At 57.5% G+C, this 20789-nt stretch carries 19 protein-coding genes; 8 read left to right on the forward strand and 11 right to left on the reverse strand.

Going from position 1 to position 20789, the window contains the following annotated elements:
- Positions 1–305: 305 nt before the first annotated feature.
- The 6 genes from betT to TU76_RS20875 all read right to left on the reverse strand — a co-directional run bounded on the left by betT (position 306) and on the right by TU76_RS20875 (position 6551).
- Positions 306–2264, reverse strand: coding sequence for a choline transporter BetT (gene betT, locus TU76_RS20855; protein WP_162207969.1), 1959 nt, complete (start codon positions 2262–2264; stop codon positions 306–308).
- A 674-nt stretch (positions 2265–2938) separates the two neighbouring features.
- Positions 2939–3391, reverse strand: a complete 453-nt coding sequence (locus TU76_RS25680; protein ID WP_231984138.1) for a hypothetical protein — start codon at positions 3389–3391, stop codon at positions 2939–2941.
- Positions 3375–4436, reverse strand: a complete 1062-nt coding sequence (locus TU76_RS20860; RefSeq protein WP_231984136.1) for a hypothetical protein — start codon at positions 4434–4436, stop codon at positions 3375–3377. Before TU76_RS20860 ends, TU76_RS25680 begins: the two co-directional genes overlap by 17 nt.
- Before the next feature lie 12 nt (positions 4437–4448).
- On the reverse strand, positions 4449–4985 hold the full coding sequence (locus TU76_RS20865) for a hypothetical protein (protein ID WP_048352444.1): 537 nt from the start codon (positions 4983–4985) through the stop codon (positions 4449–4451).
- Positions 4986–5271: 286 nt separating this feature from the next.
- Positions 5272–5598, reverse strand: coding sequence for a DOPA 4,5-dioxygenase family protein (locus TU76_RS20870; protein ID WP_019828610.1), 327 nt, complete (start codon positions 5596–5598; stop codon positions 5272–5274).
- Positions 5599–5633: 35 nt separating this feature from the next.
- Positions 5634–6551: a choline sulfate utilization transcriptional regulator gene (locus TU76_RS20875; protein ID WP_046809513.1), complete on the reverse strand. Its 918-nt coding sequence runs from the start codon at positions 6549–6551 to the stop codon at positions 5634–5636.
- Between the two features lie 109 nt (positions 6552–6660).
- Between TU76_RS20875 and betC the strand changes: the two genes are divergently transcribed.
- Positions 6661–8214 carry a choline-sulfatase gene (gene betC, locus TU76_RS20880; RefSeq protein ID WP_048352445.1) on the forward strand — a complete coding sequence of 518 codons (1554 nt, stop codon included), beginning with the start codon at positions 6661–6663 and terminating at the stop codon, positions 8212–8214.
- Positions 8215–8224: 10 nt separating this feature from the next.
- Positions 8225–9793: a SulP family inorganic anion transporter gene (locus tag TU76_RS20885; protein WP_048352446.1), complete on the forward strand. Its 1569-nt coding sequence runs from the start codon at positions 8225–8227 to the stop codon at positions 9791–9793.
- 51 nt (positions 9794–9844) lie between these two features.
- Here the strand turns inward: TU76_RS20885 and aroE are convergent, their stop codons facing one another.
- Together aroE and hemF are read right to left on the reverse strand one after the other, a co-directional pair.
- Positions 9845–10666 carry a shikimate dehydrogenase gene (gene aroE / locus TU76_RS20890; RefSeq protein WP_019828620.1) on the reverse strand — a complete coding sequence of 274 codons (822 nt, stop codon included), beginning with the start codon at positions 10664–10666 and terminating at the stop codon, positions 9845–9847.
- Between the two features lie 22 nt (positions 10667–10688).
- Positions 10689–11603 carry an oxygen-dependent coproporphyrinogen oxidase gene (hemF, locus tag TU76_RS20895; RefSeq protein WP_019828623.1) on the reverse strand — a complete coding sequence of 305 codons (915 nt, stop codon included), beginning with the start codon at positions 11601–11603 and terminating at the stop codon, positions 10689–10691.
- Between the two features lie 162 nt (positions 11604–11765).
- Here hemF and TU76_RS20900 point away from each other — a divergent pair, with 162 nt between their 5' ends.
- Positions 11766–12743, forward strand: a complete 978-nt coding sequence (locus TU76_RS20900; protein ID WP_019828624.1) for an NADPH:quinone reductase — start codon at positions 11766–11768, stop codon at positions 12741–12743.
- A gap of 141 nt (positions 12744–12884) precedes the next feature.
- Here TU76_RS20900 and tsaC read toward each other — a convergent pair whose 3' ends face one another.
- Both tsaC and dprA read right to left on the reverse strand, forming a co-directional pair.
- Positions 12885–13442, reverse strand: a complete 558-nt coding sequence (gene tsaC / locus TU76_RS20905) for an L-threonylcarbamoyladenylate synthase type 1 TsaC (RefSeq protein WP_048352447.1) — start codon at positions 13440–13442, stop codon at positions 12885–12887.
- Positions 13443–13477: 35 nt separating this feature from the next.
- Positions 13478–14575, reverse strand: a complete 1098-nt coding sequence (gene dprA, locus TU76_RS20910) for a DNA-processing protein DprA (protein WP_019828627.1) — start codon at positions 14573–14575, stop codon at positions 13478–13480.
- Positions 14576–14967: 392 nt separating this feature from the next.
- On the opposite strand from dprA, the gene def reads away from it, so the two are divergent.
- The 5 genes from def (at position 14968) to TU76_RS20935 (ending at position 19675) form a co-directional block, all read left to right on the forward strand.
- Positions 14968–15474: a peptide deformylase gene (gene def, locus TU76_RS20915; protein ID WP_019828628.1), complete on the forward strand. Its 507-nt coding sequence runs from the start codon at positions 14968–14970 to the stop codon at positions 15472–15474.
- A 216-nt stretch (positions 15475–15690) separates the two neighbouring features.
- Positions 15691–16650 carry a methionyl-tRNA formyltransferase gene (gene fmt / locus TU76_RS20920; RefSeq protein WP_046809510.1) on the forward strand — a complete coding sequence of 320 codons (960 nt, stop codon included), beginning with the start codon at positions 15691–15693 and terminating at the stop codon, positions 16648–16650.
- On the forward strand, positions 16647–17957 hold the full coding sequence (rsmB, locus tag TU76_RS20925; RefSeq protein ID WP_048352448.1) for a 16S rRNA (cytosine(967)-C(5))-methyltransferase RsmB: 1311 nt from the start codon (positions 16647–16649) through the stop codon (positions 17955–17957). The genes fmt and rsmB overlap by 4 nt, the downstream gene beginning before the upstream one ends.
- A gap of 19 nt (positions 17958–17976) precedes the next feature.
- Entirely contained in the window at positions 17977–19353 is a 1377-nt protein-coding gene (gene trkA / locus TU76_RS20930) for a Trk system potassium transporter TrkA (protein WP_019828631.1), read from the forward strand.
- Positions 19354–19363: 10 nt separating this feature from the next.
- Positions 19364–19675 (forward strand): tetratricopeptide repeat protein, encoded by a 312-nt coding sequence (locus TU76_RS20935; RefSeq protein WP_019828632.1) that lies wholly within the window; start codon positions 19364–19366, stop codon positions 19673–19675.
- Between the two features lie 110 nt (positions 19676–19785).
- On the opposite strand, the gene TU76_RS20940 is transcribed toward TU76_RS20935, so the two are convergent.
- A complete protein-coding gene (locus TU76_RS20940; RefSeq protein ID WP_016782851.1) occupies positions 19786–20673 on the reverse strand; it encodes a lysophospholipid acyltransferase in 888 nt (295 codons plus the stop codon).
- Between the last annotated feature and the right edge of the window lie 116 nt (positions 20674–20789).

A 20789-nucleotide genomic window follows, 5' to 3' on the forward strand; every position in this document is an offset into this window, starting at 1 on the left:
GATATGAAAAGTTGAAATCCAATAATCAGGCTTGCACGCCTGATCGCTGATTTTTCAGCGACGGGGCGGACTATAGGCAGCCCGCCTGGGGCATCACAATGGGGTGCAGAGCGTGAAAGCCCGATCCCACACAAGTGCGCGAAGGGTCTGTAAATACCGACCTTAGCTGTGGGAGCGAGCCTGCTCGCGAAGGCCATTCGCGAGCAGGATCGCTCCCACACACACCTTCGGTTTTTTCGAGTGCAAACTGCACTTTTTCGTGGACCCAAGGGCAGGGCCCGCCCATTGCAGGCGGGCCCTGGCTGTCAGCGCACCAAATGCAAAAACTGCATATGGCGTTCGTACTGATCGAGGATGTCGTTGATGATTTGCTCTTTGGTGTAGCCCGTCAGGTCGTAATCCTGACTGCCTTCGGCCAAATGCACTTCAGCGCGGTAGTAACGACGATTGCGCAGTTGCTCTTTTTTGCCAAAACCACCACGGGCAAAGGACGGCGTGAAGTAGCCGCGCATCTGCACCTGGTAGATGAACGGATGTTCATCGCCATGGCCGATTTCCAGGCTTACGTTGTCGTTGGCCGGGTCGGGCTGGGTGACGACATTCAGGCCTTTTTCCAGGAACACCGCGCTCACTTCTTCAATCGCCGGGCGCACGGTGGTATCCATAAAGCGATACACCTCGTCACGGGACGGGAAGTGCACGGCCTGACTCAGGCGCTGACGCCAACCACCGCGACGCGAGTGCGAAACCGGCGCCAGGGAGTGCATCTGCGCGATTTGCTTCTGCGACTCAAGGTAGAACGCCTTGTGCAGGCCCCACATCATCAGCAGCAAAATCAGCGAGAACGGCAGCGACGTGAGCACCACCGCTGACTTGAGCGCATCGATACTGCCCGAGAACAACAGCGCACTGGTGACCAGCGCGGTCATCGCACCCCAGAACACCCGCAACCATTTAGGACCATCTTCGTCAGCGTTATTGCCGCGCGCCGAGAGGGTGGACAGCACCACGGTGCCGGAGTCGGCCGAGGTCACGAAGAACACAAAGCTGATAAACACCGTCACCGCAATCACGGTCCGGCTCCACGGGTAGGTCTCCAGCAGCAGGTACAGCGTGCGCGACGGGTCGTCGATAGCCGACTGGCCGAGGGCAACCATGCCGTGGTTGAGCACCTGATCAATGGCGCTGTTGCCGAAAATCGACATCCACGCCAGGGTGAAGCCCAGTGGAATCAGCAGTACGCCAAACACGAATTCGCGGATGGTGCGACCACGGGAAATACGCGCAATAAACAGGCCCACAAACGGCGACCATGCGATCCACCAGGCCCAATAGAACACGGTCCAGCCGCCCAGCCAGTCGCTTGGTTTGTCATAGGCGTACACGTCGAAACTCTTGGTCGGCAACGCGCCCAGATAGTCACCGATGTTTTGCACCAGGGTGTTGAGCAAATGCTGGGTGGGGCCTGCGAACAGCACAAACAGCAGCAGCGCGCACGCCAGCAGCATGTTGATGTCGGACATCACCCGCACGCCTTTGTCCACGCCCGCAATGGCCACCAAAATGGCTGCGCCCATCATCAGCGTGATCAGCCCTACTTGTACCCATTGGGTGTGAGGCAGGCCGAACAGGTAATCGAGCCCGGAATTGAGGTGAAGCACCCCAAAGCCCATGTCGGCGCCCAGACCAAATACGGTGGCGATGATGCCAAAGCCATCCACCGCATAGCCGATAGGCCCGTTGATGCGCTTGCCGATCAGCGGGTACAGCGCCGAGCGCAGCGCCAGCGGTAAGTTGTGGCGGTAGGCGAAGTAGGCCAGCGCCATGCCTACAAAGGCGAACACGCCCCAGCCATGCAGGCCCCAGTGCAGGAACAGCAACTGCATGCCTTGGCGCGCAGCCTCTGACGTGCCGGCCGGGCCTTGAGGCGGGGCGAGCATATGGGTCAGGGGTTCGGACACACAAAAGAAAAATAGCGTGATGCTGATCCCGGCGGCGAACAGCATGCCCGCCCAGGACAGGTAACTGAACTCGGGTTCGTCGTGGTCGGCACCGAGCTTAATCTTGCCGTAGCCGGACAAGGCGGTGACGACCACGAAGATCAGATACAGGGTCATCGCTAACATGTAGTACCAGCCGACCGTATTGGCCGCCCAGTTTTGTGCTGCCAGCAGCCATTCCCCGGCGGCTTGCGGCATGGAGATAACCACCAGGCCAAAGATCAGGATAAACACGGCGGCAAAGTAAAATACCGGTGGGTTCATGCGGATCGAAGACGTTTCAGGCGTGATCGGTACACTCATTGGATGTGCACCTTATAGAGATAAAACGGGATCAAAAAGAGCGGATTCGGCAAGGGTTAGCCTCCTGTTGTGAGCGGGCAGCGGACCACCGGTTTAAGTTGAACGAGCATTCAAGTTAAACATGGATGGCCTTTCAGCACTAATCGCTGCCCACGGCTACACGTCTCATACGTTAGCTCATGACTGGGTATGACACATGGCCATGATCAACGTTCAGCCGTTGTGGGGTGGGGCTGTCAGGGGGGGGCGACGGCAAAAGAAAACGGGGTTTTCGAGCGCTGAAAAAAAAATCCAAAAAAAGCTCGCAGAAGCGCAGTGATCAAAAAATAGACTGATTTAGACGTCGATCAGTAGCGCCTCAGGAAGAAAGTACCGACGAATTTGCAGCAGGGGGGGAACCCCATTGATTGAAGTGGTCCCAGAGACTTATCTCGTATTCGCGCCCGCAATCTACAAGCACCAATACGAACAAACAGAGATTCACAAAGAACACCTGATAATGTTACCCGATGACAGTTATCGAAAATTTAAGACTACAAACACTCTATTTCATACATCGAAATTAACATTAGAACCTAGATAAAAATCAATCGATAGAAAAATAATTCTTTCTTTCAACGGATATTTATATCAACTTAACTTTTCAATGTCTCTGCCGATGGCTCATCGGGAGTTATCGTCGAAAAATTAACGGCCACTGCTTCTTTAATTTCACCCTTTTGAGTAAAACCACTGACACCTACAATATCATTACCATTTCGAGCATCTGCTAATGGCCTTGTATAGTTCAGATCAATCTGTGAAATACTTAACTCGTCCAGCGAATGTAACTCGCTTGTACTAGTCGACTCAATGCTGCTTTGGCCATCATGATTGGCATCAACCCAAACCCTCACATCCCCCCAGCGTTCATCCTGGTTATCAAACTTAAGGTCTTTGTTGCTATCCAGGCTGCGCAGTGCATCAAATGCATTATCAAAGGTTTTTTTACTCGGAGAATCACGGCTTCCTTGTTCGGCACCAAAATACTCTGACATCAACTCCGAGACATTATCAATTTTTCCGTTGCCATCAAGGTCCCAAAACAACCATACCCTCGTCAGTACTGCTCCACCCCGTTTGCAGCTTCTCGCCATCGTTGTTCATGTCGAAATGAACAGGAGAGGTATGAGGGTTGGTGAGTTTTACTCCGGCCCCACCCAGATCCAAAATCAAAGGGTCTACTTTGTTTTCTAAGGCGCATTTCATTCTTGCAATTTGTTCTGGCGTTATATAGTTGAGACCTCCAACACTTTCCAAGGAAATATCAACATTAGCAACTGGCCTTTCGATATTTGTCACAGGTACCCCTCCGCCTGTGCTGTAGCCGTTCGATGCAGAAGTAGCGCCACCTGCCCACCCACTTCCGCCACTGTCAAGACTACCAGCCGTACCGTTACTTATACCGCCACCAGGAACTACAGGCAGTGAAATATCAACGTCTACACCTTTTACTAATAAATCTTCAAATACTATCTTTATTACAATAGGTATAATCATTGAGGCATTGCCAAAATACTTTTCGAAAATCATCCCAATAGCAGCGGCATTTTGTATAAATACCGTGGCATAATTTTCCATTTGCTCTAAAAAGTTACGGCCCGGAATCTCAACGTAATTATGCCCTAGTCCACCGCCCCACACAGGAAACTCATCACCGAGCGTCCCGGCCCATTGCCATGGTTCCAAGCCCAAGCCTTCAACTGCGGCTTGTACGTCTCTTTTGATCACCTCTTTAATTGGCAAAATACCTTTAGCATAAATAAAATCCGCAATAACTTGGTGAGCTAATCTGTCAGAAGCATTTTTATACATACGCGAAGTGAATTTCCTTCCGGAGCGCTCAACTGCATATCGCATGGAATTGGAAACCAGTTCGCTTACAAAGCTCCCATCAATATTATTGATAGATTTTGCAGCCATAAGCCAGTTAGCCGTCATCAACATCTGGTCTCTCACTTCGCCATCGGCGTGGTTGGCAATGGCTTTTTGAGCAACATTATATAAGTACTGGTATCCTCCCGGGTAGTCTTTCACGGCGAGTCTACGTTCCAGGTATTTGATATCCGCGGGTGTCAGAGGTATTTGCACCATATTGGCGCCTCCTTAATTAATTAAAAAACGATCCAGAAAACTCAACACAAAATTATCGACATCTTTAAGGTCGGAAATCTCACGATTAAACAAATAGTCAACCCCAAAAATATTTTTGTACGCTCTTTTTCCCACATAAATAAGGTCCCACTCATGTATGTAAGCATTGCTTCCATCACGGCCCGCGACTCTATACATCTTCTCACTACCCTCTAACAGTTCAACCCCATCAAAAGACGCAATGGTTTTTAATGTTCGGGTGACTCGATTTATATCAAACGGAGGAACGGATATAGGAAATAGAACTAATACCATTACATTGTTAGATTTATTTTTATAGTCAACCAACTTCATGGACGGATACTCAACTCGAAGAGTAACCACGGTTTCACGGTTAAAATCAATAAGCTCACAATCCTCATCCGAAACATCAAAGGAAAAAACACTGATATTCGTTTTTTTATTAACAAACGTGCAAGCTGCATGGGTGGGCATTGAGCCCCAAGCAAACACCAGTGATATAAGCCCACCTAGAAGATATCTACGCACTACCAGCCTCCAATATTACTGATGTATCGCCTTATCCACAGGAGGATTAAATACAGCCACCAGAAACATTTAATCTCCAGAGCACAGCGCGAAACATGGTTTTGGACGTGTTATTTCCATACACCATCCAAGATTCAATATTAAAAATCTTATCGCCCTGAAAACTTTAGGCCTTGTACCAAAATATGACCACAGCGAAGCCGCCGTACTTAATGTCGGATATTTCCGTAACTAAAAATAGTATGTAGGAGAGGGTTAAACCGGGCGCTGAACTGCGCGCCCCCGTTTAAAACACAGACAAATCCAGCGGCCGAATCGCGCCCATCCAGATCGCATGGTCGGTGTGGTCGCGCAGGTCATTGCCGGTATCAGGGTGCAAGAACACCACCAGTCCGTTGCGGTTGAGCGCCAGCCACGGCAGGACGATGCCGATGAGCTCCGGGCCGAACGCCAGCTGGCAGCTCCAGTCCGGATGCGGGCCGACCGGGCGTTGGTGGACGCGGCCCATGGTGACGCCAAACAGTTGCCTGGCCTCTTCGCATAAAGCTCGCGCCTGATCGATGGTCGAGGCGTCGAAGTAGACGTGGGCGTGGTAGCCCTTAATTCGTTGCATAGGGGGCCTCGTGTTAAAGGATGCATTTAATTGGGTCACTGGCTTGCACCCGCATTCTGCTCCGCCAGCATCCAGTCGACAAAGACCTGGACCAGCCTGCCACGCCGTTTTCGGGCAGGCATCACCGCGTAATAGCCAAATTCCGATTGAGCCGACTCGGCAAACGGGCGGCACAGCACACCCTGCTCCAGCAAGTTATCCACAAGGTGCTTCCACCCAATGGCCATGCCTTGCCCGGCGATGGCGGCCTGAATCAGCAGCGTGTAGTTGTCGAACCGTAGCTGGCCCGGCGCAGGCGCCTGCCCAAGCTGGAGGGCGTCAAATAGCCGATACCAGTCGAACCACTGGCGAGCATGTTCACCGCGCAATTGCAGCAAGGGGAAATCGCCCAGGGCCTGAGCCGCTAGCGGCAGCGCCTGGCCGGACAGCAAGTGCGGGCTGCACACCGGGAATACTTCTTCGTTGAACAACCACTGGGACTCACCCTGAGCAAATCGCCCCTGGCCAAACACTACTGCCACGTCGATATCGCCATGCAGGGCGTCATGACTACGCTCGCGGGTAATCAGACTTACATCAATGTGTGGGTAAAGCCCGTGAAAACGCGGCAGACGCGGCATCAACCAATACGCCGCAAAGGCAAAGTCGGTGGCGACTTGCAGCACTTCACGGGCAGGTTGTTCACGTAACGCCTGCAAACCTGCGTCGATTTGTTGCAAACCCGCCTGAACATGCAAGAACAGGCCAAGGCCCGTCTCGGTCAGGGCAATGCCGCGATAGATTCGATCAAACAAGCGAACACCCAAGCGCTGTTCCAGCCGTTTGAGTTGCTGGCTGATGGCTGGCTGGGTAGTACCCAGTTCCTGTGCCGCGGCGGTAAAACTGCGATGTCGGGCTGCCGCCTCAAAAGTGCGCAGCAGGTCGAGGGACACATTACCCAGCGCTTCATACATTAGCTGTGCTTATCCGAGTTATTGCGGTGCATGGGTTTTACCACGACAAACGTGGCCTTCATGCTGCTTGTCAGCACTTTCGCATAAATTATTGAAAGGCCGCCCCCTTATGTCGCGCAAAAATATCCTGTTCATCATGGCAGACCAAATGGCCGCCCCGTTGTTGCCGATTTACGGCCCGTCCCCGATCAAACTCCCGCACCTGAGCCGTTTGGCGGCTCAAGGCGTGGTGTTCGACGCGGCGTACTGCAACAGCCCGCTGTGCGCGCCGTCGCGCTTCACCCTAGTCAGCGGCCAGCTCCCGAGCAAAATCGGCGCCTACGACAACGCGGCGGACTTGCCCGCGGATGTGCCGACCTATGCACACTACCTGCGCCGTTTGGGTTATCGCACGGCACTGGCGGGCAAGATGCACTTTTGCGGGCCCGATCAATTGCATGGCTATGAGGAGCGCCTGACCAGTGATATTTACCCCGCCGACTATGGCTGGTCGGTCAATTGGGATGAGCCGGATGCGCGGCCCAGCTGGTACCACAACATGGCCTCGGTGCTGCAAGCCGGGCCGTGTGTGCGCACCAATCAGCTGGATTTCGATGAAGAAGTGGTGTTCAAGGCGCAGCAATACCTGTTCGATCACATACGTCAGGACGGCGATCAACCATTTTGCCTGACCGTGTCCATGACCCATCCACACGACCCGTACACCATCCCCAAACCGTTCTGGGATATGTACTGCGACGAAGAGATTCCGCTACCCGAAACCCCGCCACAAGCCAGCCTCGACCCGCACTCGCAACGCCTGCTCAAAGCCTACGATCTCTGGGACAAGCCGCTGCCTGTGGATAAGATTCGCGACGCCCGCCGCGCGTATTTCGGCGCGTGCAGCTACATCGACCACAACATCGGTCGACTGCTGCAAACCCTTGAAGACACCGGGCTGGCAGATGACACGGTGATCGTGTTTTCCGGCGATCACGGCGACATGCTGGGCGAGCGCGGGCTTTGGTACAAAATGCACTGGTTCGAGATGGCCGCACGGGTGCCGCTGGTGGTGTACGCACCGGGGCAATTTGATGCGGCGCGCATTGGCGCCGCCGTATCGACCGCCGACCTGCTGCCCACCTTTGTCGAACTGGCGGGTGGCACGCTGGAGGACAATCTGGCGCTGGACGGTCGTTCGCTGGTGCCTCATCTGCGCGGCGAAGGCGGGCATGACGAAGTGTTTGGCGAGTACATGGCCGAAGGGACCATCAGCCCGTTGATGATGATCCGCCGTGGGGCCTACAAATTTATCTACAGTGAAGACGATCCTTGCCTGCTGTATGACCTGCACAACGACCCGCGTGAACAGCAAGAACTCAGTCAGTCACCCGGGCATCAGGCGCTGTTCAGCGCATTTTTGGCCCAGGCACGGGCCAAATGGGACATCCCCCTGATTCACCAGCAAGTGCTTGCCAGCCAGCGTCGCAGACGACTGGTCACACAAGCGCTGGCCACAGGCAAGCTCACCAGTTGGGATCATCAACCGTGGGTCGACGCCAGCCAGCAATATATGCGCAACCACATCGACCTCGACGACCTGGAGCGCACGGCACGTTATCCACAACCCGGCAGCTTGAACCCGGCAGGGTTAAACGACACTCTGCCCAAGACCGATATCTGAAGAGTCCTACATGGCCTGGCCCAAACTCACACACTTATTGCCCTTCTTAAGCTGGCTGCCCAAGCAAACCCGCGCCAGCGTCAGCCGCGATGCAGTGGTGGGGCTCAGTGGTGCAATTCTGGCGTTGCCGCAGTCCATCGCCTACGCCCTGATCGCCGGCTTACCGCCCGAGTACGGGCTGTATGCGGCCATCGTGCCGGTGATCATCGCTTGCTTGTGGGGTTCGTCGTGGCATTTGATTTGCGGCCCTACGGCGGCAATTTCCATCGTGCTGTTTGCCAGCGTCAGCCCGCTGGCGGTGCCCGGCACTCAGGATTACATCGGCCTGGTCCTGCTGCTGACGTTTCTGGCCGGGGTGTTTCAGTGGCTATTGGGGGTGCTGAAGTTTGGCGCGCTCGCCAATTTTGTCTCGCATTCGGTGGTGCTCGGTTTCACCCTGGGCGCGGCCGTGGTGATTGGGCTGGGCCAGTTACCGAACCTAATGGGCCTGGACTTACCGAGCAGGGCTACCGCTCTGGACAGCCTGTTGACGCTGCTTGCCCATGTTCGCCAATTCGATCCCGCCTCACTGGGGCTGGGGGCGGGCACCTTGGCACTGGGTATCGCGCTCAAACACTGGCTACCACGCTGGCCCACATTGCTGATCACCCTGGTGCTCGCCAGCCTTGCAGTGTGGCTGTTGCCGCAGGTGTTCGGGCATGTCGAGCGGGTGCAATCGTTTGTGGGCCGCTTGCCGCCCTTCAGCCCGCTCCCCCTGGATGTGGACACCTTCTTGCGCTTGCTGCCGGGCGCCGTGGCGGTGGGCATGCTGGGGTTGGTGACCAGCTTGTCGATTGCCCGCTCGTTAGCAACACGTTCGCAGCAGATGCTCGATGCCAATCAGGAAGTGCGCGCACAAGGCCTTTCCAACGTGGTGGGCTCGCTGTTCTCGGGGTATTTGTCGTCGGGTTCCTTTACACGCTCGGGGTTGAGCTACGAAGGAGGAGCCCGTTCACCGCTGGCCGGGGTGTTTTCAGCGCTGTGGGTGGCGTTGTTCGCCGTGACCGGGTCCAAGCTGATTGCGCACATTCCGATCCCGGCGATGGCAGGGAGTATTTTGCTGATTTGCTGGGGGCTGGTAGACACGCGAGGTATTCGGGCGCTGTGGCGGGTAAGCCGCGCCGAGTTCGCAGTGATGGCGCTGACCTGCGTCGCAACCCTGTTGCTGGAGTTGCAAACAGCAATTTACGCCGGGGTGCTGGCCTCGCTGTTTTTCTATCTCAAGCGCACCTCGCGCCCGCGCATTCAACAATGGCGCGAGGGCGACGAAGAGGTGTTGCGGGTTGGCGGTTCGATCTTTTTCGGCGCCGCCCATTACCTGCAAGTGCGTTTGCAGCGCACCCAGGGCCGGCGGGTGGTGATCGAGGCGCAGCACATCAACTTTATCGATTATTCAGGGGTTGAAATGTTGCATCAGGAGGCTCGCAGGTTACAGGGCCTGGGGCGCAGTTTGACCTTGCGCCGGGCGCGGGCGCAGGTGGTGGAGGAATTGAAAAAACTGGAAGGTGCGGATAAATGCCCGATTCTGTTTGAGGCCTAAGGTCGGCCCTCAGCCCAACCCTCTCACGAAGGGATGGGCTGAGCGCTTGCTTTACAGCGCCAGCAACCTGCGCAACTCGGCCAACGCCGGAGCCGTATCAGGGCGCACACCGCGCCACAGGTAGAACGCTTCGCCCGCCTGTTCGGCCAGCATCCCCAGACCGTCCATGACCTGACCTGCGCCATGCCCGGCGGCCCAGACGCAAAACGGCGTGGGTTCCTTGCCGTACATCATGTCGTAGCACAGGGTTTTACCCGGCTCGATCAGGCTGCTGGCAATGGGTGGCAATTCACCGCTCAAGCTGGCCGAGGTGGCGTTGATGATCAGGTCGACCGGCTCGTGCAACCAGTCAAAACCGCTGGCCGCTACCGGGCCCAGGTCGCTGAACAGTTCGGCCAGCAACTCGGCCTTCTCAACCGTGCGATTGGCGATGGTCACAGAAGCCGGCCCCTCGGCCAGCAAGGGTTCCAACGCCCCCCGCACCGCACCGCCTGCGCCCAGTACCAGGATGCGTTTGCCCTTGAGGCTGAAACCGGCATTGACCGTGAGGTCGCGTACCAGACCTGCACCGTCGGTGTTGTCCCCCAGCAAGCTGCCATCTGCCTGCTTGCTCAGCGTGTTGACGGCACCTGCACGGTGAGCGCGGGCCGTCAGTTTATCGGCCAGCCGGTAGGCGTCTTCTTTGAAGGGCACCGTCACATTGGCGCCACGCCCCTGAAGGAAGAACTCCGTCGCGCAGCCAGCAAAATCATCCAGTGGCGCGAGCAAGGTGTCGTATTGCATGACCTGACCGGTTTGTTCGGCAAACAGGCGATGCAGTACCGGGGATTTGCTGTGAGCAATCGGGTTACCAAAAACGACGTAACGGTCCATCAGGCAAACTCCTCGGGCAATGTCAGGCGTTGGCTAACCAGTCGCGGTCCTGCAAGAAGTAGTCGGTAAGACGCGCCTCCGGGCTGCCCGGCTCGGCTTTCCAGTCGTAGCCCCAGCGAACTTGCGGCGGCAGCGACATCAGGATCGACTCGGTGCGACCGCCCGATTGCAGGCCAAACAGGGTGCCACGGTCATAGACCAGGTTGAATTCAACGTAGCGGCCACGGCGGAACTCCTGGAATTCACGCTGTTGGGCGGTGTATTCGTCGTTTTTGCGACGCTGGACGATTGGCAGGTAGGCGTCGATGTAGGCGTCGCCAATGGCACGAATAAAGGCGAAACAGGTGTCGAAATCCCACTCGTTCAGGTCATCAAAAAACAGGCCGCCGATGCCGCGCGGCTCATTGCGATGCTTGATGTGGAAGTAGGTGTCGCACCAGGCCTTGTAGCGCGGGTACACGTCGGGGCCAAACGGCGCACACGCCTGCTCGGCCACACGGTGCCAATGCACGCAGTCTTCTTCAACGCCGTAGTAAGGCGTGAGGTCAAAGCCGCCACCGAACCACCAGACCGGCTCTTCGCCCTCTTTTTCAGCGATGAAAAAACGCACGTTGGCGTGGGACGTGGGTACATGCGGGTTGTGCGGGTGGATCACCAGCGACACACCCAAGGCTTCAAACCCACGGCCCGCGAGTTCAGGGCGATGGGCGCTGGCGGATGGCGGCAAGCCGCTGCCAAATACGTGGGAAAAGTTAACCCCGCCTTTTTCAATCACATGGCCGTTTTCGATCACACGGGTGCGACCGCCGCCGCCCGCCGGGCGCTGCCAGGCGTCTTCAATGAATTGCGTGCCGCCGTCTTCAGTTTGCAGTGCGTTGCAAATGCGGTCTTGAAGGTCGAGCAGGTAGGCTTTTACAGCCTCGGTGCGAGTAGTCATGACATCACCTTAAATCGGGCAAAGCGACGCGGCACTTCGTTCTGAGCGGGGCCGGCGGCAAAGGGCCGCTAGCATAACACCGCACCCCGCATCACCGCTGTTGACGAAGGTCACGCTTAAGCGTTGGATGGTGGCTTCGTGAAATGAGCGAGGACAATGCAGATGGCTAAACGTATCCAGTTTCGGGCCCACGGTGGCCCTGAAGTGCTTGAGTATGTCGACTACCAGCCCGCCGAGCCGGGCCCGCAGCAAGTGCGGGTACGCAATCAGGCCATCGGTCTGAATTTCATCGATACCTATTACCGGGGCGGCTTGTACCCACTGGCTGAACTGCCATCCGGGCTGGGCAATGAAGGCGCGGGGATCGTTGATGCGGTGGGCAGTGACGTGCACACCGTTAAGGTCGGCGACCGCGTGGCTTACGGAACCGGCCCGCTGGGGGCGTACAGCGAGCTGCATGTATTGCCCGCCGCGAACGTGGTGAAGCTGCCCGACGACATTTCGTTTGAACAGGCCGCCGCCGTGATGCTGAAAGGCCTGACTACGCAGTACTTGCTGCGTCAGACCTACGAGCTCAAAGGTGGCGAAACTATCTTGTTTCATGCCGCCGCCGGTGGCGTCGGTTCGATTGCCTGCCAGTGGGCAAAAGCGCTGGGCGTGAAGCTGATCGGCACCGTCAGTTCAGCCGAAAAAGCTGCACATGCCAAAGCGCTGGGCGCATGGGAAACCATCGACTACAGCCATGAAGATGTGGCCCAGCGTGTACTGGAATTGACCGACGGCAAGAAGTGCCCTGTTGTGTATGACGGCGTAGGCAAAGACACCTGGCTAACCTCGCTGGACTGCGTGGCACCTCGCGGACTGATGGTCAGCTTTGGTAATGCCTCTGGCGCAGTGACGGGGGTGAACCTGGGGATTTTGTCGCAGAAAGGTTCGCTGTACGTCACCCGGCCGACACTGGCCACTTACGCCAATAACGCCGAAAACCTGCAAACAATGGCCGATGAGCTGTTTGAGATGATTCGCAGTGGCAGCATCAAGGTTGATATCAGCCAGCGTTTTGCGCTGAGTGATGCGGCCAGGGCACAGACCGAGTTATCGGCACGCCGTACAACGGGCTCAACGATTTTGTTGCCTTAATAAAAACACCTCGATTGATCACTCCCTCGTGGGAGCGAGCCTGCTCGCGAAAGCCTCAAGAGCGCCGCGTTTATCCAGTGAACGCGCTATCGTTAAGGACCTTCGCGAGCAGGCTCGCTCCCACAAGGATGGGAGTGCTTTTTAAGACGGGCGAACCACCTTGCCGGTGGCCAGGTCGCGGATCAGGCTCGGGTTTTTACGCCCGCCCAGGTTACCGCCCAGTACATGATCAATTTGCCCACGGAAATACTGCTCAACTTTTAACCGAGTACGCGCAGCCGGCAAGCCCGCGGGGTTGGCCGAGGTCGATACGATCGGCCCCACCAACGCACAGAGCTCACGCACCAGTGGGTGATCACTCACGCGAAGCGCCACGGTGTCATGAACACCGGTGATCCACTTGGGCAACAAGCCCTGATGGGGCACCAGCCAGGTGTTCGGCCCCGGCCAGGTGCTGGCCATGCGGTCGATCCATTTCTGGGGGAAGTCTTCAAACAGAAAGTCGAACTGGTGAATGTTGTCTGCCACCACAATCAGGCCTTTATCCACAGGCCGCGACTTAATCGCCAGCAACCGCTCGACCGCTTCCTCATCCCACGGGTCGCAGCCCAACCCCCACACCGCCTCGGTCGGATAGGCAATTACCGCGCCTGCGCGAATGGCTCTTGCAGCTTGTTGGACGCGCCAGGTGCTGATCATCGAATGTCTCCAGATATGTGCTGCGCGCAGTGTACTTAGCTGGGGCGCGCAAACCAACGCCCGCCCTCCAGCACCACATGCCCTGCCAGTTCAAGTTCGGTCATAGCAGCCAGCAACCGGGGTAAATCCCAGCCACTGGCATTAACCAGCGCTTCGCTGGTTTGAGGCGCTGCCTGCAACAATTGCACCAGTGGATGACAGCTTGGTGTAAACAAATCTGTAGTAGATAGCGACATTGAGCGCCAGCCCCGCAGGCCTTCCAGAATATGTTCGACGGTTTCGACCAAGGTGGCGCCATCGCGGATCAACTGATGACAACCCCGTGCCCCCGGGTGGTGGATTGAACCGGGCATGGCGTACACCTCGCGACCTTGTTCGGCCGCCAGACGAGCAGTGATCAGCGAGCCGCTGGCCACACTGGCCTCGACCACCAGCACGCCAAGGGATAAACCACTGATGATGCGGTTGCGCCGCGGGAAATTGGCCGGTAGTGGTCCGGCGTCCAGAGGGAACTCCGAAACCACCGCGCTGCCGCTGGCAATCATTGCGTCTGCCAAGGCGCGATGGCGCTGTGGATAAAGTTTTTGCAACCCCGTGCCCAATACACCCACCGTCTGTCCGCCAACCTCCAGCGCCGCTTGATGTGCGGCGCCGTCTACCCCCAGCGCCAGCCCGCTGGTAATCACAAAACCAGCTGCGGCAAGGCTGCGAGAAAAGGCTGCGGTGGTGTCCAGACCCGGCCGTGAAGCACGCCGGCTACCGACCATCGCCAGCTGCGGTTTTTCCAGAATAGTAGGATCTCCGGCCACGAATAACAGGGGTGGCGCATCACTCAGTTCACTCAATAACGCAGGGTAATCGGCCTGATCATGAAGCAGCACATGGTGGCTGGAGCGCTCAAGCCAGCGCAATGCAGCGCTGGCACCGTCACGAACTTGCGGGCTGCGCCGCGCTTGGGCACAGGCTGTGGGCAGTCCCAATGCCTGCCAGGCACTGGCAGGCGCACTGAGCGCCGAACTGGCCGAACCGAAGGCGCTAAAAAGGGTGTAGTAACGCCGTGGCCCAACCTCGGGCAGGCGGTGCAAACGCAAACGGGCTTCGAGCTCTGCTGGGGATATTTCTGACAGCGACATGGGATCATCCTTGATCGGTTATTCCATCTGGACATAAGGCACAAGCTGTGGATAAGTCTGTTGACAAGTTGTTTAGCAAACTATGGAAACGGCAGGATTGAGCACCCGGTTCAGGATTGAAATCGTGCGTGGAAACCCAACATTAGTTGAACGCCGCCAAGAGGCTGATCACACAGGTTTCAAATTGAGACATGCACCGCCCAGCTGTGCGTGCAGCCCGGCAGCTAGTCGTTTCATCCGCGGGTGAATCCCTTTATTATGTGCGCTCGCGTGAAACGCCAGAGCCCGAGCGGGTTCTCTCTGAAGGAGACGTTTTGCACAGGTTGCTCGAGTCCACAGGACCCACCTGACAACCGTTTTTGAATCTTTCACACAGTGCACCAATCAAACTTATGGCTATTTTGAACATCCTCGAATTCCCAGACTCGCGTCTGCGTACCATCGCCAAACCCGTGGCGGTTGTGGACGACGAAGTCCGTCAGTTGATCGATGACATGTTTGAAACCATGTACGAGGCGCCGGGTATCGGTCTGGCGGCTACCCAGATCAACGTGCACAAACGCATCGTGGTCATGGATCTGAGCGAAGACCGCAGCGAACCCATGGTGTTTATCAACCCTGAGTTCGAAATCCTGTCCGACGAGATGGGCCAGTATCAGGAAGGCTGCCTCTCGGTACCGGGTTACTACGAAAACGTTGATCGCCCGCAGCGCGTCAAGATCAAAGCGCTGGACCGTGACGGCAAGCCTTTCGAAATGATTGCCGAAGGCCTGCTGGCCGTGTGCATTCAGCACGAGTGCGACCACCTCAACGGCAAGCTGTTCGTCGATTACCTGTCTACGCTCAAGCGTGACCGGATCAAGAAGAAGCTGGAAAAACTGCACCGCCAGAACGCTTGATCGACCCCGAGCGGACCTATCCCGGACAACACTCTCGTATATGCAGAGATCCGATGTGGGAGCGGGCTTGCTCGCGATTAAGGCGACGCGATTTTCACAGAGATCGAGTTGCTGTCATCGCGAGCAAGCCCGCTCCCACATTAGAAATGAGTCAGCCTGACCTTCGCGGGCTCAATGCCGCTTGTTCCCGCGCCCCCTATTCCAAGTGAGTAATCCATGACTGAGCCACTGCGCATCGTCTTTGCTGGCACCCCAGAATTCGCTGCTGAACACCTCAAGGCGTTGCTGAGCACCCCTTACGAGATCGTCGCGGTTTACACCCAACCGGATCGCCCGGCCGGGCGTGGGCAAAAGCTGATGCCAAGCCCGGTCAAGCAGCTTGCCCTGGAGCACAACATCCCGGTCATGCAGCCGCCAACCCTGCGCGCCCCAGAAGCTCAAGCCGAAATGGCCGCGCTCAAGCCGGACTTGCTGGTGGTGGTGGCATACGGGCTGATCCTGCCTCAAGTGGTGCTGGATATTCCGCGTCTGGGCTGCATTAACAGCCACGCGTCCCTGTTGCCACGCTGGCGTGGGGCGGCGCCGATTCAGCGCGCCATCGAAGCGGGCGACAGTGAAAGCGGTGTGACCGTGATGCGCATGGAGGCGGGTCTGGACACCGGCCCCATGCTGCTCAAGTCTGTCACCCCGATCACTGCCGACGACACCGGCGGGAGCCTGCACGACCGTCTTGCAGAGCTGGGCCCACCGGCCGTCATCCAGGCCATTGCAGGCCTGGCCGCGGGCACGCTGCAAGGCGAAGTGCAGGACGATACCCTGGCGACCTACGCTCACAAGCTCAATAAAGACGAAGCACGCATCGACTGGAACCGCCCGGCTGTTGAGCTGGAGCGTCTGATTCGCGCCTTCAACCCTTGGCCAATTTGCCACAGCACGCTCAGTGGCGAAGCCCTTAAAGTGCTGGCCGCGACGGTTGCTGACGCCACAGGCGCGCCAGGGCAAATTATTGCGGCGAGCAAAGACGGCCTGATCGTCGGCTGCGGTGAAGGCGCGCTGTGCCTGACACGCCTGCAATTACCTGGCGGCAAAGCGCTGAACTTCAGTGATTTTTTCAACAGTCGCCGTGAGAAATTCGCTGTCGGCATCACCCTCGGTCAAACGGAAAACGCGCAATGAACCCTCGTCTGGCCGCTGCCAAGGCACTGACAGCAGTGTTGAACGGCAAAGCATCGCTCAACAGCTCCTTGCCGCTGCAACTGGACAAGGTAGAGGTTCGCGATCGCGGCCTGACTCAGGACCTGGCATTCGGAACCGCGCGCTGGCAGCCGCGCTTGTCGGCGCTGGCCAACAAATTGCTGCAAAAGCCGTTCAAGGCCGCCGACGCCGATGTTGAAGCGCTGCTGTTGGTGGGTTTATATCAACTGCTCTACACCCGTATTCCAGCCCACGCTGCCATCGGCGAAACCGTAGGCTGCGCCGACAAGCTGAAAAAACCATGGGCCAAAGCCCTGCTTAACGCCGTACTGCGCAACGCCCAGCGCGAGAGCGGAGCCTTGTTGGCCGAACTTGAGCATGATCCGGTGGTGCGTACCGCCCACCCACGCTGGCTGCAAAAATCCCTGAAGGCCTTTTGGCCTGAGCAATGGGAAGCCATTTGCGCGGCCAACAACGCCCATCCGCCGATGATTCTTCGGGTTAACCGCCGTCATCACAGCCGCGATGCGTATCTGCAACTGCTGGTCGAAGCCGGTATCGAAGCCCAACCGTGCGTCTACAGCCAGGACGGGATCGTACTGGCCCAAGCGTGCGATGTGCGCAACCTGCCAGGCTTTGCCGAGGGCTGGATCAGCGTGCAGGACGAAGCTGCGCAACTGGCCGCTGACCTGCTGGACCTGGCGCCGGGCCAGCGCGTACTTGACGCCTGCTGCGCGCCGGGCGGCAAAACCTGTCACATCCTGGAAGTCGAACCTGCACTGGCGGGCGTGGTGGCGGTCGATCTCGAAGCCAAGCGTCTGGTGCGTGTGCGCGAGAACCTTGAGCGTCTGGGGCTGAGCGCCGAGCTGATTGCTGCCGATGGCCGCGACACCGCCACTTGGTGGGACGGCAAGCCGTTCCAGCGCATCCTGCTCGATGCGCCGTGCTCGGCGACCGGCGTTATCCGCCGTCACCCGGACATCAAGCTGACCCGCCAACCGGACGACATTGCCGCACTCGCGACCTTGCAAGGCGAACTGCTGGACGCGATGTGGCCAACGCTGGAAGTCGGTGGCATCTTGCTCTATGCCACGTGCTCGACATTGCCGACTGAAAACACCGACGTGATCGAAGCCTTTCTCGCCCGTACCCCGGGTGCCCGAGAGCTGGATATCGCCGGGCAGTTCGGCATCAAGCAACCCCACGGCCGCCAGTTGCTGGCGCAAGAGGGCGGGCATGACGGCTTCTACTACGCCAAATTGATCAAAATCGCTGCCGCTCGCGGCTAACTGATTAGGGATTGCAGGCATGAAAATCATCATCCTCGGCGCAGGCCAGGTCGGCGGTACGCTGGCAGAACATTTGGCCAGCGAAGCCAATGACATCACCGTGGTCGACACCGATGGTGAGCGCCTGCGCGACCTCGGTGATCGGCTCGATATTCGGACCGTGCAAGGCCGAGCCTCGTTGCCCAACGTGCTGCGTCAGGCAGGGGCGGATGACGCCGACATGCTGGTGGCGGTCACCAACAGCGACGAGACCAATATGGTCGCGTGCCAGGTGGCCTACACGCTGTTTCATACCCCGACCAAAATCGCCCGGGTACGCGAGGCGGCTTATCTGACACGCGGCCAGGAGTTGTTCGATAACGACGCCATCCCGGTCGACGTATTGATCAGCCCTGAGCAGGTAGTAACCAATTACATCAAGCGCCTGATCGAGCACCCCGGTGCCTTGCAGGTTATCGACTTTGCTGAAGGCAAGGCGCAACTGGTGGCGGTCAAGGCGTACTACGGCGGCCCATTGATTGGTCAGCAATTACGCCAGCTACGCGAGCACATGCCGAATGTGGATACGCGAGTAGCGGCGATTTTCCGACGTGATCGACCGATCACTCCCCGTGGCGATACGGTCATTGAGGCTGACGATGAGGTCTTCTTCATCGCCGCCAAGGCCAACATTCGCGCAGTAATGAGCGAAATGCGCCGTCTCGACGAAAGCTACAAACGCATTGTGATCGCCGGAGGCGGACAAATCGGTGAGCGTTTGGCCGAGGCGATTGAAAGCCGTTATCAGGTCAAGATCATCGAGATGAATCCGGCACGTTGCCGCTATTTGTCCGACACCCTCGACAGCACTGTGGTGCTGCAGGGCAGCGCTTCAGACCGCGACTTGATGCTCGAAGAGAACATTGCGGACGCCGACGTATTTTTGGCCCTGACCAACGATGACGAGGCCAATATCATGTCCTCGTTGCTGGCCAAGCGTCTGGGTGCAAAGAAGGTGATGACCATCATTAACAACCCGGCCTACGTGGATCTGATCCAGGGTGGCGAAATCGATATCGCTATCAGCCCGCAGTTGGCCACCATCGGTACCTTGCTGGCCCACGTGCGCCGTGGCGATATCGTCAGCGTGCACTCATTGCGCCGGGGAGCGGCCGAGGCGATCGAGGCGATTGCCCACGGTGACTCCAGGTCGAGCAAGGTGATTGGGCGCAGCATCGGCGAAATCAATCTGCCACCGGGCACGACAATTGGCGCGATTATTCGCGACGAAGAAGTACTGATTGCCCACGACTCTACTGTGATCAATGCCGGCGACCACGTGATCTTGTTCCTTGTGGATAAAAAGCATATTCGCGACGTAGAGAAGCTGTTCCACGTGGGCTTGAGTTTTTTCTAAGGAGTCAGGGATGCTGGAATCACTGGAAAAAATGCTGGGCAAGGGTGTGGATAACTCATTGCTGCGCTTTGGCCTGGGCAAGGGTTATCTCGACCTTGGGGATAACCTCAAGGCGGCGGAGCACCTGCAACGTTGTGTGGCGTTTGACCCCACGTATTCGGCCGCCTGGAAGCTGCTGGGCAAGGCGCAGTTGGCAGCCGGTGATCGTGTTGCCGCGCGTACGGCGTGGGAGCAGGGGATTGCAGCAGCCCAGGCCCATGGCGACAAACAGGCCGAGAAAGAAATGACTGTGTTTTTGAAGAAGCTGGATAAAGCCTCATGACACTGCAGATCTAATGTGGGAGCGGGCTTGCTCGCGAATATCGTTAAATACTCGCGGCGCTCATAAGACCTTCGCGAGCAGGCTCGCTCCCACAAGGTTTTTCATCCGTTTCAGTACCAGCGCGCCTCACCCGGCGGACGTTTTTTAAAGCGTTTCATGCTCCACATGTACTGGCTCGGGTACGCCCGCACATATTTCTCGACCACCTTGCTCATGGCCGCGCACGAGGTTGCTGTGTCGGTGCTGTACATCTCTTCGGGCGCCGCTTCCAGAATCACTTTGAAACCCGAGCCATCCGGCAGGCGCAGTGCGTGCAGAAACACGCCAACTGCCTTGCCGCCCGCCAGCATGTTGGGGACAAACTTGCTGGTCAGTGCCATGGTGCCCAGAAATGGCACAAAGATACCGGCGGATTCTGCGGGCTCCGGGTCGGCCGGAATACCGACCTGACCGCCTTTGCGCACTTCCTTGATGACACTCAATATGCCTTCTTTGGTCGATGCGGCCACGCGGTTGCCCAACTGCACCCGTTGTTTTTGCAACAACTCGTCGACGGCCTTGAGCTTGGGCGGGCGATAAAAAATGATCGGTTTGCACTGGCTGCAATAGAAGTGGTTGAGCACTTCCCAGTTGCCCAGGTGGCTGGTGATGCCGACTACGCCCTTGCCCGAGGCCAAAGCATCCTTAAGGACGTCCAGGCCTTCGACTTCCCGCACCAGATCAATGGAGCGCTGGGCTGGCCAGATCCAGGCACACGCGCTCTCGGTCAGGCTTTTGCCAATGTCCTTGAGGCTTTGGCCCACCAGTTGCTCGCGGGCGACCGGGTCCATCTCGGGGAAGCACTTGGCCAGGTTGATACGCACGACATCGCGCGATCGATTGGGCAGTTTCCACATCAACCAGCCGATGGCCGATCCCACGCGCTGCACCGCGCCCCACGGGAGCATGGCAAACAATCGCAAAGCCCCGACCAGCAAGGCGCCTTTAAACTTTTCCACAGGGTTTTCCCATTCAAAACAAAACGGCTTTGTAGTCGCTGACGAGGTACGAGGCTGCGATGGGTTGCGCAGCAGCCCCATTGTTGAAGGTCCTTCGGACCTTATCGCAGCCTTCG

The organism is Pseudomonas psychrophila, from assembly GCF_001043005.1.
Taxonomy (GTDB): domain Bacteria; phylum Pseudomonadota; class Gammaproteobacteria; order Pseudomonadales; family Pseudomonadaceae; genus Aquipseudomonas; species Aquipseudomonas psychrophila.